This is a genomic window from Massilia sp. IC2-278, from assembly GCF_020708045.1.
Taxonomy (GTDB): Bacteria; Pseudomonadota; Gammaproteobacteria; order Burkholderiales; family Burkholderiaceae_D; genus Telluria.
Genome location: NZ_JAJFES010000001.1, coordinates 952,504 through 966,969, shown reverse-complemented (window position 1 = coordinate 966,969; position 14,466 = coordinate 952,504). Strand labels below are relative to the sequence as shown.

9 protein-coding genes are annotated in these 14,466 nt (G+C 68.5%); 2 read left to right on the top strand and 7 right to left on the bottom strand.

Annotated elements, in window-relative coordinates:
* Positions 1–106 precede the first annotated feature (106 nt).
* Positions 107–1,129 carry a GlxA family transcriptional regulator gene (locus LK540_RS04180; protein ID WP_229435767.1) on the top strand — a complete coding sequence of 341 codons (1,023 nt, stop codon included), beginning with the start codon at positions 107–109 and terminating at the stop codon, positions 1,127–1,129.
* Between the two features lie 130 nt (positions 1,130–1,259).
* Complete coding sequence (locus tag LK540_RS04175; RefSeq protein ID WP_229435766.1) at positions 1,260–1,760, top strand: DUF4188 domain-containing protein; 501 nt, start codon at positions 1,260–1,262, stop codon at positions 1,758–1,760.
* Here the strand turns inward: LK540_RS04175 and LK540_RS04170 are convergent.
* The 7 genes from LK540_RS04170 to LK540_RS04140 form a co-directional block, all read right to left on the bottom strand.
* On the bottom strand, positions 1,751–1,993 hold the full coding sequence (locus LK540_RS04170; RefSeq protein ID WP_229435765.1) for a hypothetical protein: 243 nt from the start codon (positions 1,991–1,993) through the stop codon (positions 1,751–1,753). The two genes, LK540_RS04175 and LK540_RS04170, sit on opposite strands and share 10 nt — an antisense overlap.
* Before the next feature lie 165 nt (positions 1,994–2,158).
* Positions 2,159–2,521 (bottom strand): response regulator transcription factor, encoded by a 363-nt coding sequence (locus tag LK540_RS04165; RefSeq protein ID WP_229435764.1) that lies wholly within the window; start codon positions 2,519–2,521, stop codon positions 2,159–2,161.
* Positions 2,514–4,091 (bottom strand): ATP-binding protein, encoded by a 1,578-nt coding sequence (locus LK540_RS04160; protein WP_229435763.1) that lies wholly within the window; start codon positions 4,089–4,091, stop codon positions 2,514–2,516. The genes LK540_RS04165 and LK540_RS04160 overlap by 8 nt, the downstream gene beginning before the upstream one ends.
* A 25-nt stretch (positions 4,092–4,116) precedes the next feature.
* On the bottom strand, positions 4,117–4,761 hold the full coding sequence (locus LK540_RS04155) for a response regulator (protein ID WP_229435762.1): 645 nt from the start codon (positions 4,759–4,761) through the stop codon (positions 4,117–4,119).
* Positions 4,762–4,940: 179 nt separating this feature from the next.
* Complete coding sequence (locus LK540_RS04150) at positions 4,941–7,748, bottom strand: PAS domain S-box protein (protein WP_229435761.1); 2,808 nt, start codon at positions 7,746–7,748, stop codon at positions 4,941–4,943.
* A 95-nt stretch (positions 7,749–7,843) separates the two neighbouring features.
* Complete coding sequence (locus LK540_RS04145) at positions 7,844–9,532, bottom strand: DUF11 domain-containing protein (protein ID WP_229435760.1); 1,689 nt, start codon at positions 9,530–9,532, stop codon at positions 7,844–7,846.
* A gap of 25 nt (positions 9,533–9,557) precedes the next feature.
* The gene (locus LK540_RS04140; protein ID WP_229435759.1) at positions 9,558–14,375 is read right to left on the bottom strand and encodes an SdrD B-like domain-containing protein; all 4,818 of its coding nucleotides are present in this window, start codon (positions 14,373–14,375) and stop codon (positions 9,558–9,560) included.
* Between the last annotated feature and the right edge of the window lie 91 nt (positions 14,376–14,466).

Below are 14,466 nucleotides of genomic sequence, written 5' to 3'. Positions count from 1 at the left end.
GCGGCGCCGGCCCGGCCATGGCGGCGCGGATCGGCTACGTGCCGCGTGTCACGCGGGTGGCGAGATGCTTGACAGAAATGTTGGCGATGCTTGACTATCTGCCAATATGAACCCTCCTGTCCTGCCTTCCAATTCGGCCGCGGCGGCAAGCGCCGCCATCCATGAAATCTGGATGCTGGTCTTCCCCGACTTCCTGCTGCTCGACGCCACCGGCCCGGCCCAGGTATTTTCCAGTGCAAACGACGAAGCGCGCGACGCCGGCTTGCCGCCCCCTTACCGCATCCGGCTGCTGGCGGACGGCGGCGGGGCGGTCGTCTCGTCCTCGGGCCTCAGCGTGCTGGCCGAAGCGCTGCCCCCGGCCGGCGCCGAAGGCGCGACCCTGATCGTGGCCGGCGGCCGTGTCGCGGCCCTGCCATCGGGCGCAACGGCCGGGGGCCGCGCCGTGCTGGACTGGGTGCAGCAGGCGGGAACGGCGGCGGCGCGCTGCTGCTCGGTCTGCACCGGCAGCTTCGTGCTGGCGCGCGCCGGCCTGCTCGACGGCCGCCGCGCCGTCACCCACTGGGCCGACGTCGAGGCTTTGCGGCGCGAACACCCGGCGCTGCAACTGCTGGACGACGCGCTGCACGTTCGGGATGGCAAGTTCCACACCTCGGCCGGCATCAGCGCCGGCATGGACCTGGCACTCAGCCTGGTCGAGGAAGACCTGGGACGCGAAGCCGCGCTGGCCGTGGCCAAGCGCATGGTCCTGTTCCTGAAGCGGCCAGGCGGGCAGCGCCAGTTCAGTTCCGAACTGCTGGCGCAGTCGCCGGCGCCGGGCGTCTGCGCCCAGCTGACCGCCTGGCTGCGCCCGCGCCTGGCGCAGGACATCGGCGTCGGGCAGATGGCCGGCGCCTGTGCCTTGTCCGAGCGCTCGCTGTACCGCAGGCTGCACGAAGAGGCCGGCCTGACCCCGGTGCAGCTGCTGGCGCGGCTGCGCCTGGAACGCGCCTGCCTGCTGCTGGAGCAGCCGGGGATGCGGGTCAAGCAGGCCGCGCGCGACAGCGGCTACGGCAGCGTGTACAACCTGCGCCGCGCCTTTGCCGCCGAGCTGGGCGTGCTGCCGAGCGAATACCAGGCGCGCTTCGCCTGAAGCGTCACGGTGAGAACCTGATCGGGCCAGCAGGTCTTTGCATAAAGGCAAGAAACTGCGTACACTCGGCTGGCCGACCAGCCGGCGCGGGCAGCTGCGCGCGTCCGAACTTCGACCCGGGAATCGCTCCATGATTCACCAGCAACGTTTGACCGCCACGCTCGATGGCGACTTCGTGGTTTTCCTGATCGGCATGCGCATCAACCAGCCCTGGAAAGTCCACAAATGGTGGCCGGTCGCCACCGCCATGCCGCGCATGATCGGCGAACTGCGGCGCCAGCCTGAGCTCGGCTTCCTGCACGCCGAGATGTGGTTTTCACGCACGATCATCCTGGTGCAATACTGGCGCTCGATGGACCAGCTGCTGGCCTATGCCACCAGCAAGGAGGCGGCGCACCTGCCGGCCTGGAAAGCGTTCAATCAATCGGTCGGCACCGACGGTTCGGTCGGCATCTGGCACGAAACCTATGCGGTGGCCGCGGGAGCGAGCGAAAGCGTGTACGTGAACATGCCGGCGTTTGGGCTGGGCCGCGCGGGCAAGCTGGAACCGGCTGCCGGGCCCATGCACTCGGCAGCGGAGCGGCTGGGACGCACGCGCTCAGCCGGGGAGGCTGTCGGCATTCAGAAGTAGACGGTCCAGGCAGCACCCGCCTGGCTGCCTTGACGGAGGCCCGTATCCACGCGCCCGAGGCGATAGGGGCTGTCGTGCGAGCAGGAGACGTTCGGCGTGCCGGCCTGGGCGCTGACGGTGCACGCCTCGGTCAGGACGAAGCCGACCTGCATCGTGGCATTTGCCATGCCGGCTTGCGCGGGGAGCGCCAGCAGGGACAGCAACAAGGCGCCAGGGATCAGGAAACGGCTCATGGTGGAAAGTGGTAACAGTTGCTATAGATATTGCTTCAAATCAATTACGGTCCATGATACACGAAATTTGCCTCCAGCGCCTCCGGGGCAAAGGATCGCTGCACGTTGGCCGATGTTGGTATCGTTTTTACTGGATTTGAGCGATTTCGGCAAATACGTTACGGTTCAGGCCAGCAGTGCGTTCACCGCGTCCTGCAATTCGCGCGGGCTGAAGGGCTTGGCCATGTAGTCGTCGGCGCCGGCAGCCTTGCCGGCCGCGACGTCGGCTGCCTGCACGAAGGCCGACAGCAGCAGGATGCGGATGCCGTTCGTCGCCGGGTCGTCCTTCAGCGCCCGGCACAGTTCCAGGCCGCTTTCTCCGCCCAGCGACACGTCGAGCACGATCACGTGCGGCCGTTCGGCGGCGATGCGCGCCATCATTTCATCGCCCGAGCCGGCCACCGCCACCTTGCCCAAGGTTTGCAGGGTGAGGCGGATCAGGAGGCGCAGTTCGGGCTGGTCGTCGACGACAAGGATGGATTCAGGCATGGGGCAGGGCGGCGGCAGCCGGCAAGGTCAGGGTGATGTCGGTTCCGCGTCCCAGTGTCGATACGACGTCGACCCTGGCATTGTGCAGCTTGATTGTCTCGCGGAAGATGGCCAGGCCCAGTCCCGTGCTTTCCGGGCGGGCGTCGGGCTTGGCGCGATAAAAGGCCTCGAACATGGCGGCCTGCTGCTCTTCGCTCATGCCGATGCCGCTGTCGCCGATGCGCAGCAGCACGGTGCCGACGGCGGCGTCTGGCCCGCGCCAGGCGCGCACCGTCACCGGCGTGCCGGGCGCCGAGTACACCAGGCTGTTGTTGAGCACGTGGGCCAGCGCCGCGCCCAGCTTGTGCGGGTCGGCCGCGACCGGCGGCAGGTCGGGTTCCAGCGTGAGCGCGATGCGCCCGTTCTGGCCCAGCGGCTCGACCGTATTCAGGGCTTCGCCGAGGATGGTCTCGATGCGCTGCGGGCCGATCTGCAGCACGGCCGGCCCGCCGGATTCCAGGCGCGCCAGTTCCAGCACCTGGGTCACCAGGGCCGACAGGTGGCCGGCCTGGCGGTGCACGATGTCGAGTAGTTCGCGCGCGGTGGCGGCGTCGAAGTCGCGCTTCAGCAGCAGTTCCGAAAAACCGATGATGCTCGCCAGCGGCGTGCGCAGCTCGTGCGCGGCCATCTTGAAGAAGCGGCTGCGCTGTTCACCGGCGGCGCGCAGGCGCCGGGTTTCTTCCAGGCGCGCGGCATTGTCGCGCGCGATGGCGGCGTAGCGGCGGTGGCCGCCCAGGTGCATCACGCTGGTCGAGATCTCGAGCGGGAAGGTGGCGCCGTCGGCGCGCCGGCCGGTGCCTTCGCGGGTGCAGACCTCGCCCTCGGGCAGGCAGCGCACCAGGTCGGGCACCGCTTCCACCAGCAGCCATTGCAGGTTGCGCCCGACCAGCTCGCCCGCGGGCGCGCCGAACATGCGCTCGGCGGCCGGGTTCACCGACAGCACGTTGGCCGACTCGTCGAGCATCAGTACGGTTTCCGGCAGGTGGTTGAGCAGGGTCCGCAGCCAGGTTTCGCTGTCGCGCTGCTGGCGCAGCGCGCGCTGCAGCGCGTCGCTGGCGAATTCCGAGGTCACCAGCGCCGCCAGGTCGCGCAGCAGCAGGCGGTCGGCGTCGCTGAAGCTGCGCGGCCGGTGGTCGAGCACGCACAGGGTGCCGACGCGGCTGCCACAGGGCGCGGCCAGCGGCAGGCCGGCATAGAAGCCCAGTTGCAGCGGCCCGGTGATGACCGGATTGTCGGCGAAACGCGGGTCGGCGGCGGTATCCTCGACCACGAAGACATCGTCCTGCAGGATGGTATGGCCGCAGAACGTGGCCACGCGCGGGATTTCCTGGTCGGTGACCCCGATGCGCGACTTGAACCACAGGCGTTCGGCGTCGACCAGGCCGACCATCGCCATCGGCACGTCGAACAGGCGCGTCGCCAGGCGTGTGATGCGTTCGAAGCGCTCCTCGGGCGCTGTGTCGAGCAGTTTCAGGTCGACCAGCGCCTGCAGGCGGGCGGCTTCGTCTTCCGGCAGTAAAGGCTGGAGCATGGCATTAAAGGGCGTGGTGCCCGGCTCAGGTGGCGTCCGCGCGCATGTCCAGCGCATTCTCGACCGCTGCGCGCAGCTGGGCGAAGGGTACCGGTTTCGGGAACACCGGGATATCGGAGGGCAGGCCCATCGAGGCGATGGTCGCGCGGTCCAGGCCGCTGACGACGATGATCGCCATCTGGCCATAGCCGGCGTCGCCGCGCAGGGTGCGGATCATGCGGAAGCCGTCCATGCCGGGCATGCTCAGATCGCTCACCAGCAGGTCGGGGCGCTGTTCGCCGATGCGGATCAGGGCCTCGAAGCCGTCGTGGGCCTTGACCACATCAAGCGGCAGGTCCCAGCCCGACAGCTCCAGTTCGTACAGGCGCAGGAGGGTGCGGTCGTCGTCGACCAGCAGGACCTTCTTGCGCTGTGGTTTTTCCGGCTCGGCCACGGCCGCCGGCGCCACCGGTGCGGTGGCCTCGTGGCGTTCGTTGACCAGCTTGTTCACCGACGCCATCGTGATGCGGCGGTGGCCGCCGGCGGTCTTCCAGGCTTGCAGGGTGCCGTTCTCGACCCACAGCTGCACCGTGCGGTGCGATACGCCGAGCAGGCGGGCGGCGTCTTTGGTGGAGCAGAACTCGGCGGCGTTGTAGGCCGGGTCGCGGGCTTCTTCTTCAGGTTTCAACATAGATATGAATTCTTGGGTCCGCAGCGGCTTCTGTCAAGGCAGCGGGCGCGGTCCAGGTACGGCGCATGGCCCGGGGGCGCAGGCGCGAAGGGATCATGCTACACCACCGCCGGTTTTGAAGCCGTCTCGGCGCTGGCTGGCGTGCGTGTATTTATAGGTGTCCGGGCAAGGGTGCGCATTCATGGAGCCGCCTTGATGCCGTCGATCACGGCAATCAGGGCGCGCAGGTCCACCGGCTTGACGAAATGGTGGTCGAAACCGGCGCTGCGCGAAAGCACGCGGTCGTGGGCCTGGCCGTAACCGGTCAGGGCCAGGTAGAGGGCGGGGCGGCCGTCCTGCAGGGCGCGCAGGCGCCGCACCAGTTCGTAGCCGTCGATGTCGGGCAGGCCGATGTCGAGCACGAACACCTGCGGCCAGTCGCGTCCGGCCAGGTCCAGGGCCTCGCGCGAGGAGGCGGCGCTGGCTACCTCGTGGCCGCAGGCGCGCAGCACCTCGGTCAGCGACTGGGCGGCATCGATGTTGTCGTCGACGACCAGGATGCGGACCTGGCCGCTTGCGCCCGCGCCGGGCAGGGCCGCGGACATCGCCGCGGCCGGAACGCCGGCCTGGGCCAGCGGCAGCGTCACGCTGAAGCTGCTGCCCTGGCCTAGGCCGGCGCTGGCCGCGTGCACGCTGCCGCCATGCAGCTGCACCAGGCTTTTCACCAGCGCCAGGCCCAGGCCCAGGCCGCCCTGGGAACGGTCCGGCGTGCGCTCGGCCTGGGTGAACAGATCGAACACCTGGGGCAGCACGTCGGGCGCGATGCCGATGCCGTTGTCGCGCACCGAGACCGTCACCCGGCTATCCGTGCGCGCCACCTGCAGGGCGATGCGTCCGCCCTGCGGCGTGTACTTGGCGGCGTTGTTCAGCAGATTCGACACCACCTGCACCAGGCGCGTGCGGTCGCCGTCGACCCAGCCGCCGGCATCCTGCTGCAGTTCCAGCGTGTGGCGGCGCGCCTCGATCAGCGGGCGCGCCTGTTCCACGGCGCCGGCCACCACCGCGCCGACGTCGACCAGGGCGCGGTCGAGCTGCACCAGGCCGCGCGTGACGCGCGACACGTCCAGCAGGTCGTCGACCAGTTCGGTCATGTGGCGCACCTGGCGCGCGATGATCTCGCTCGACTGGCGCAGGCGCCGTGCGTCCAGCCCCGGCATGCCGAGCAGCTGGGCGGCGTTGCTGATCGGCGCCAGCGGGTTGCGCAGTTCGTGCGCCAGCATTGCCAGGAATTCGTCCTTGCGCCGGGCCTGGGCGCGCAGCTCGGCTTCGCCGGTCTTTTGCGCGTGGATGTCGGTCAGGGTGCCCATCCAGTCGGTCACGCAGCCGGCGGCGTCGGCAAAGGGCAGGGCGCGGCTCAGCACCCAGCGGTAGTCGCCGCCCGCATGGCGCAGGCGGTGCTCGAACTCGAAGGGCACGCCGGCGTCGCGGCTGCGCTGCCAGGCGCTGCGCAGGGCGTCGCGGTCCTCGGGGTGGACGGCGGCGCGCCAGGCGCCTTCCTGCAGCGCCATGGCGTCGAGGCCGGTGAACTCCTGCCAGCGCTCGTTGAAGTAATACACGCCGCTGTCGACGTGGGTCGACCATACCATTTGCGGGATCACGTTGGCGATGGCGCGAAAGCGCCGTTCGCTTTCCTTCAGCGCCTTTTCGGCCGCCACCTGGGGCGTGATGTCCATGTGGGCGGCCACCGCGCCGGCCAGTGCGCCGTCGGCGCCGCGCAGGGCGGCGGCGCGCACCAGCACCGTGCGGCGCAGGCCAGGCACGTCGAAGGGTTCGATCTCGAACACGCCGGCATCGGTGTCGCGCCCGGCCAGCACGCGCGCCACCGGCCAGTCCTGGATGCCGAGCGGCTGCCCGGCCAGCGGGCCGGCGATGTGCCAGCCGCGCCAGGCGCCATATTCGTCGACCGACTGGCTGTCGGGATAATGGCCCCAGATCGCCTGGTTGGCGGCGTTCGCCACCAGCAGGCGGCCGTTCGGGTCGACGTAGAAGATGCCGACCGGCGCCGCTTCCAGCAGCACGTCGAGGCGGCGGCGGTCGCTTTCGGCGCGCTCCTCGCTGGCGCGCAGTGCTTCGGCTTGCGCCTTGCGCTCGCTGATGTCGACCGCGATGCCGGCGAAGCGGCGCGTGCCGTCGGCCGGGTCGGTGAACACCTTGCCGCGCGCATTCACCCACACGTCCAGGCCCGAACGCTGCGGGATGCGGTACTCGGCGTCGTACAGGGTGCGGGTCTCGATGGCGTGCGCGATCGCGGCCAGCACGCGCGGACGGTCTTCCGGGTGGATCATGTCGGTGAAGCGGTTCAGCTCGGTGCCTTCGCGCGCCAGCGCGGCCTCGACCTGGAACAGGCGCGCAAAGCGCTCGTCGACGTGGGTGGCGCCGGTGTCGAGCTCGTAGCTCCAGGTGCCGATGTTGCCCGAGGCCTCAAGGGAGAGCGCCAGGCGCTCCTCGGCGTCCTTGTGGCGCGCCAGCGCCCGCACCTTGTCGGTCACTTCGACCACGGTGCAGATCAGGCCCTGCACCGCGCCCAGCTCGTCGCGCAGGGGGCTGAAGGAAAAGGTGAACCAGGCCTGCTCGGGGTAGCCGTGGCGTTCGACCGTGACCGCCAGGTTCTCGAAAAAGAAGGACTCGCCGGCCAGCACGCGCCGAATCGTCGGTTCCAGTTCGTGCCAGACCTCGTGCCAGACCTCGGGGTGGGGCGCACCGAGCGCGGTCGGCGCCTTGTTGCCGAGCATCGGCAGGTAGGCGTCGTTGAAGAACAGGGTCAGCTTCTCGCCCCAGGCCAGGAAGGTCGGGAAGGCCGAGCCGAGCACGATGGCCAGGCCGGTGCGCAGCACGGGCGGCCAGCCGGACACCGGCCCGAGCGCATGCGCGGACCAGTCCATGTCGCGGATGCGTTCACCCATGGCGCCGCCGTTGTCCAGGAACGCATGCTGGCTGGTGCTGTTCACGGCTGCCCTTGAGGAAAAAGCTTGCATTGTACACATAGTTGACGGCGGGAACGCGTCCGGCTGGGACCCTGTTGCGCGGACGCGGCCCGACGACGCTACTGCACCACGACCTTCATGCGCACGCTCCCCTTGGCCCCCGGCTGCAGGCTGCCGGTGAAGCGCCATTCGACGGCGCCGTTCTCGCCCGCCTTGGGCTGGACCGCGATCGCGCAGCTGTTCAGGTCCGCCGGCAGGATGCCGCATTCGGCACTCGCAAAGGTCGTGAACGCCGGGGTGTTGTCGGTGACGGTCAGGCCGGACAGGGTGGTGGTGCCGGTGTTCTCGAACGCGACTTCATAGGTAATGGTGTTGCCCGGCACGGCGTTCGCCTTGTCGGCGGTCTTGGTCAGCATGAAGCTGTCGCAGGACTGGCAGATGCCGTTCACCGTCACCGTCATCTGGCCCAGGCCGATGCCCAGCAGTTTCAGCAGCGGATCGGCGACGCCGGTCAGCACCGGGGTCAGGATCGGCGACAGCACGTCGACCACCAGCAGCTTGAGCACCGGCTGCAGCAGCCCGTTCAGCAGGTTCGTGACCGGCACCAGCAGCGCGTCGAGCAAGCCGCCGGTGAGGATCGTGGTGCGCAGCGACAGGTTGCCGACCAGGCTGTTGGTCAGGCCGGTAATGAAGGCGGCGCTGGTGCTCACCGTGCGCGTCTGCGGGAAGGTGCCCGACATCGTCACGCTGGAAGCGAAGGGCGCCTGGCCGCGCGCGGTGGTCTTGATCTCGAGCGCGACGCGGATGCCGTTCAGCACCAGTTCGCCGATCTGGCCGTAGCCGACGTCGGCGGCGGAGAGCGTACGGGTGCGATTGAAGAACACGCTGTCCGGAATGCTGCCCAGGTAGATGTCACCCACGCCCGGCGCCACCTGCAGGGTGACGGCCTTGGCCACGGCGTCGACCGCCGACAGGCTGCCTTCGCCGCGCGCCGCTTCCACATACACGTCGAGCTTGCCGATGGCGACCGAGGCGCTGTTCACGCCGGCCACCTGTTTCAGGGTGTCGGTCACCGGGCTCAGGGTCACCAGGTCGAGCTTGAGTTTCAGGCGGATCGCCGCGGTATGGAACTGCGAGCCGGTCGGGCCGCACACATACACCGGCGGCTCGATCACCTGCGCGTACAGCTGCAGGTTGTTGATCAGGCCCAGCATGCCGAGGGCGCCGCCGGAAATCCCGACCGGGGTCGGGGTGGTGATCATGTTGCGGTGGTTGTACAGCTGGATCAGGCCGGTGAGCATGTCGAGCGAATTAATCGCGGTGCCGGCCAGGGCGCCGGCATCGGTGCTTACTTTCACCAGGTCGCCCACGCGCACGCTGGCGCCGGTATTGGCCAGCAGCGGCTGCAAACGGCCCAGCACGCCGGACAGGCTGGTCTTGGCCTCCGCCTGGGCTGCGACGTTCAGGGCCGCGGCCACCTGGCCCAGGGTGACGGTGGTGCCCAGCGCCTGGGTCGGGCTCGACACATTTGCCTGGACCTTCAGCGCGTTCAGGAAGTCGAGCAGCTTGACGTCGCCGCCGGCCAGCGCGTTCCAGTCGGCCACGTTCAGGTTCAGGCTGGTGCCGAGCAGGCCGCCGAGCAGGGGATTCAATAGGGCGCTTTGCGTGCTGTCGACGCTGGCCAGGCGCGGCCCGGCCGAGATGCAGGCGCCGGCCACGCAGGCTGCTTGCGCCGGCAGGATGGCCAGCACGGTGCAGGCAAGGAAGAGGGCGCGCAGCCAGGCAAAACGGTTCTTCAAGAAAGTCATCGTCGTTTCCAAAATTGAATGCGGCTTAGTTGAAAGCGTTCATCATGCCCTCGAGGGCGCGTTCGTCGAACTTCATGCGCAGGCGCAGGTACACGCCCTTGCTGGTGGCATCGGCGCCGGCCAGGTCGCGTTCCTTGAAGCCCAGGAAGTTGTAGCCGGCCGAGACCCACATGTTCTTTTGCAGCTGGTAGCCGGCTTCCAGGCCCAGGCCGTACTGGCGGCCGCTGCCTTCGCCATTGAACAAGACCTGGGCGACGGCGCCGACGTCCCAGTCGCGCTTGAGCTCGTGGGTGACGCGCGCGGCCAGCAGGTGGGCGGTGCCGCGGGTATCCAGGCCGCTCGAACGGTCGTGCGCCAGCTTGCCGGCATAGCGGCCGCTGAACACGGTCTCGCGGGTCGGCTGCCAGTTGCCGGCCACCGACACGGCGTGCACGGCGCGTTTGAGGTCCGCCGGGCCGTTGTCGGACTCCAGCTTGAACTCGTACTTGGCCAGGGCGTTCACGCCCAGGGTGCCCGGTGCGCGGTAGGCCACGCCGCTCTGCAGCAGTTCGTTGACGCGCTTGCTGTCGGTGGTGCGGCTGCGGTTGGCGGCGTAGGTGTTCTTGCCCAGGAAGGTGAATTCCTCGGTCAGCTTATAGGCCAGGCCCAGGGTGTTGAGCACTGCGTCGCTGTCTTCGCCGTGGCGCACTTCCAGGCGCGCATTGCCGCGCCACAGCGGGTTGCGCGTGATGTCGATGGCGCCGGCGGCGGCAATCGATTCGTTGGTGGCCGGGCCGCTCAGCACGCGCACGCGCTCGAAGCTGGTGCTGGCGCGCACGCCGTCGGCGATCGTCCACAGGTTGCGCAGGCCCATCGCGGCTTCGGCTTCCTTCGAGCCGATGGCCGAACCGCGGGCACGGTATTCCGAGAACGCGCGGCCATCCTTCATGTATTCCGAATCCATGCCGAACACGGTGGCGTTGCGTTCCTGGCCTTCGTTCAGGGCGTAGTTCGAACCCAGGCTGCTGATCAGTTCGTGGCGGCCATACAGGCGGCTGCCACCGGCCAGGCGGTAGTCGCCACCGAGGGCGACCATGCGGCGGCCGCTGTCCTTGATGTCCTGCTCGGCTTCCAGCGAGACGCTGGCTTGCGGCAGGCCGGGGATCTGGCTGCTCACCCTGGCGCGCACGCTGGTCAGGTCGGGCTGGACCAGGGTCGTGCCTTCGGCCGCGGTTTCCTTCGAGTGGCGCACGCCGCCTTCGACGCGCACGCCGTTCTTGAAGGCGTAGCCGGCGCCCAGCTGCACGCCGTCACGCGCGGCGCCGCTCACCAGGTCTTCGGTATGCAGGGCTTCGGCGTCCAGGCGCACCTGTTCGGTCAATTTGTAGCTGGCGCGCAGGCCGGCTTCCATGCGGCCCTTCGGCAGGATCGCCGACTGGTTGTCGAAGAACTCGCTGGTACGCACGGCGTACAGGCGGCTTTCCAGCTTGCCGTCGACGCGGGTGGCGTCGATGCGGGCGGCGCTGCCGTCGTGCAGCTGCTTGTCCATCTGCGCGGCTTCGACGATGACGGTGGTCTTGTCGTCCGGCTTGACGGTGGCGTTAACGCTGGTCAGGGTCTGCTGCGCGATCGGGTTGCGGTCGTTGACGTAGCTGGCGCCGATCTCCACGGCTTTGTTCAGCTTGTACTGGGCGGCGACACCGCCAACCCAGAACTGCGGCGCACCCTGGTCGACTTCGTAGCTGATGCGCACCGACACCGGGTTCAGGTCGGCATCCAGGCTGGCCACCGGGCCGCGGAACAGGATGCGGCCGGTCAGCGGCTCGATGTCGTAATCGACATAGCGCACCTGGGTCGTGCTCGACAGCACGATGCCGTTCTGGTTACGGTCGCGCACGACGATCTCGACGCGCTCACTGTTCAGTACCATCAGGGCGCTGCCGGTGAGGTAAGGACCCGAGGTGCCGTTGGCGGCGATCTCTTCCACCATCTGGCGGGTGCTGTCGCGGCTGGCGAAGCTGTCGACCGTGAGGCCATTCGCCTCGTAATGGTGGCGCAGGCCGGTCAGGCTGCGGTTGTAGGCGCCCAGGTTGCGCGCCGGGGTGGTGCCGGGCGGGGTCATGTCGCCGTACAGCAGCCAGGACTTGTTGCGGTCGGCGCGCAGGTAGCCGCGGCTGGTCGACTGCGCTTCGAAACCGCGCTCGGCGTTGTCGCCGGTCGTCGGATAGAAATTCACCGGGTCGACGTCGCGGAACAGCTTTTCTTCTTTTTCCTTGCTCGAATCGTAGGACATGGTCAGCAGCGTGTCGCCGGCAACGGTGCCCTTCATGAAGACGGCAGCACGGCCGCCGATTTCCGCGTCGGTATTGCCGACCTTGCCGGAGACGCTGCGCAGCTGGTCTTCAAAGGCGTCGAACGAACGGTTCGGGTTGCTGGTGTTGCCGCGGATATTGTTCAGGCTGACGGCGCCTTCGATCACGCCGGCCGCAATCAGCGGACGCAGGTCGGGCACGAACGAGACCAGTGCTTCGCCCTTGACGGCGCCGCTGGCGGCGGCCAGCTTGGCTTCGGCGGCTTCGGCCGGGGCGCGCAGGGCGAATTCCGCCTGGCCGCCTTCGACGAAGACTTGCAGGCCCGCTTCGCGCGGGTCGAGGTCGGCCTGCAGCCAGGCGCCGTGGGTCGCGTCCAGGGTAACCGGAGTGCGTTGCAGCACCGGCACGCCTTGTGCGTCTTCCAGGTGCACAATGACGCCGGCCGTGGCGCGGCCGTCGGCGGCCACTTTGCTTTGCGGCAGTTCGACGCGCAGCTTGGCCAGGGCGCCCGGCACGATCACTTCCACGCGGCTGCTGCCACGGGCATTGCCGAAGCTGTCGTTCTGGCGCAGTTCCAAGGTGTTCTTGCCGGCGCGCAGGGCGACGCCGACGTAGTCCCAGCTTTCCAGCTGGCGCTCGGCGACCTTGTTGCGCTGGCCGATGTGGGTGTCGGCCACGGCTTCGCCGTTCACCAGCAGCGCGAAACGCGCGCCCAGCGCGCCCTTGACGCGCACGGTGGCCTGGCTCGATGCCAGCACGGCGCCGTCCTTCAGGTCGACGAAGCCGAGGGTGTTGTCGAGTTGGGCCATGTCAACCTTAGCGACCTTGGCTGCCGCGGCCTTGGCGGCCGGGGCTTGCTGGACGCCGGCGTCGGCGATCTTGTTGTCGGCCTTGATGGCGGCGCGGCGCGCGGCGATCTCGCGGCGCAGGGCGTCACCGCAGCCCTTGATGGCGAAGTCGGCCTTGGCCAGCTCGCCGTCCTTGGCGTCGACGAAGCGGCTGCCGGCGTCGCCAGCGTTACGCTGCGACAGCACCGACAGGGTCGCGCCCTGCGGCAGGGTCGACGGATCGACCTTGGCGACGTGGGTGCGTGGGCGGGTTTCCAGGAAGCTGTACTTGCCGTCGATGTCGGTACGGGCAAAGGCGCCGTCTTCCAGGTAGATGCGCACGCCCGGTACGCCCGGCTCGTCCGCGTCCTGCACGCCGTTGGCATTGCAGTCGGCAAACACTTTACCCAGGATCACGCCTTTTTCGGTGAACACGCCGGCCTCGACCTTCACCTTGGCGGCGGCGACCACGCTGGCCAGGGCCAGGGGCGCGCCGCTGGTGGCGCTGGCGCGGTTGATGCCGTCGCCTTGCAGGGCGCCGGCGCCGATGCGCACGCGGTAGCGCAGGGTCACGCTGCCGCTTGCGGGCACGGCGCCGATGTCGAATTGCAGGGCGGTGGCAAGGCCGGCTTTCGGATCGGCGGCTTTCACGTTGTCGAGACGCACGGTGCCCGGCACCAGCGCAAAGCCGGCCGGCAGCACGTCGTCGACCTTCACGCCGGCCAGGGCTTGCTCGGCGGTATTGTGGACGATGACGGTGTAGTCGACGAAGTCGCCGATCTCGGCAATGGCGCGCGAGGCGTTCTTTTCCAGGTACAGGGTGCCCGGCACGGCGTCCACGGGAACGTCGATGGTCACCACGCCGCTGGCGGCGCTGACGGTGAAGCTGCCGCCGTAGGAACCGTACAGATTGATTTCACGGCCTTCCGGCAGCAGGCCGGCGGCCAGCTTCGACGGGAAGGTGTAGTTGGTCGGGGCGGTCACGGCCAGGCGGTACAGGCTCGGCGCGACCAGCGGGAAGTGGTAGTGACCGTCGGCATCGGTGACGACGGTGCTCGGCACGCGGGTTTCGCCGTCGACGTCGAAGACGATGGCGGCTTCGCCCGGGCGGCCGCCGTTGCCGTCGCCGGTAACGTCGATCAGGGTCACGGTGGCGCCGGCCAGCGGCTGGTTGCTCTTGCTGTCGAACACGATACCGACCGGGTCGACCAGGATGGAGGCGAAGGCGGTCTTGCTGCCGCAGCTCTCGATGGTCGCCATCAGGGTGTCGTCGGCCATGACGTCGAGGGCGCCATTGCTGGCGCTGACGTCGCTCATCTTCGACGCTTCATTGGTCATCACTTTCGAGGTGATGTGGAACACGGCGCTGTCGACGTCGGTTTCGTCGGCCAGGTAGCTCTGGGTGTCGCCGGTCTTCGTCGACGCGATGTTCAGGGTAATCGTGTCGATCTTGTTCGGGTCGGTGTCGCAGGCCGGCGCGACCGCTTCGACAAACAGCGCGCGGCCATAGGTCGTGGCCATGGCCGGGGTGTTGTAGTTTGCGTTGGTGAAATATCGGATGGTTTCCGGCTGCATCGCGCGCACGACGTTCGATTGCAGGTTCACGTTCTTGCCTTGCGGATCGGCATAGGCGCCGGTGGCCTGGTTGCGGATCGCCGCATGGGCGCCGGTGCACAGGAAGAGCAGGGTGAACAGGGAGATCAGGAAACGCAGACGATTGTTCATGGCGGCAAACTCAGGAATTCGGGCGTAGAGATCCCCATCCATCGCCATTGCTGGCGCTGGACAGGGACGTTCTTGTTAATTACTTATTGTT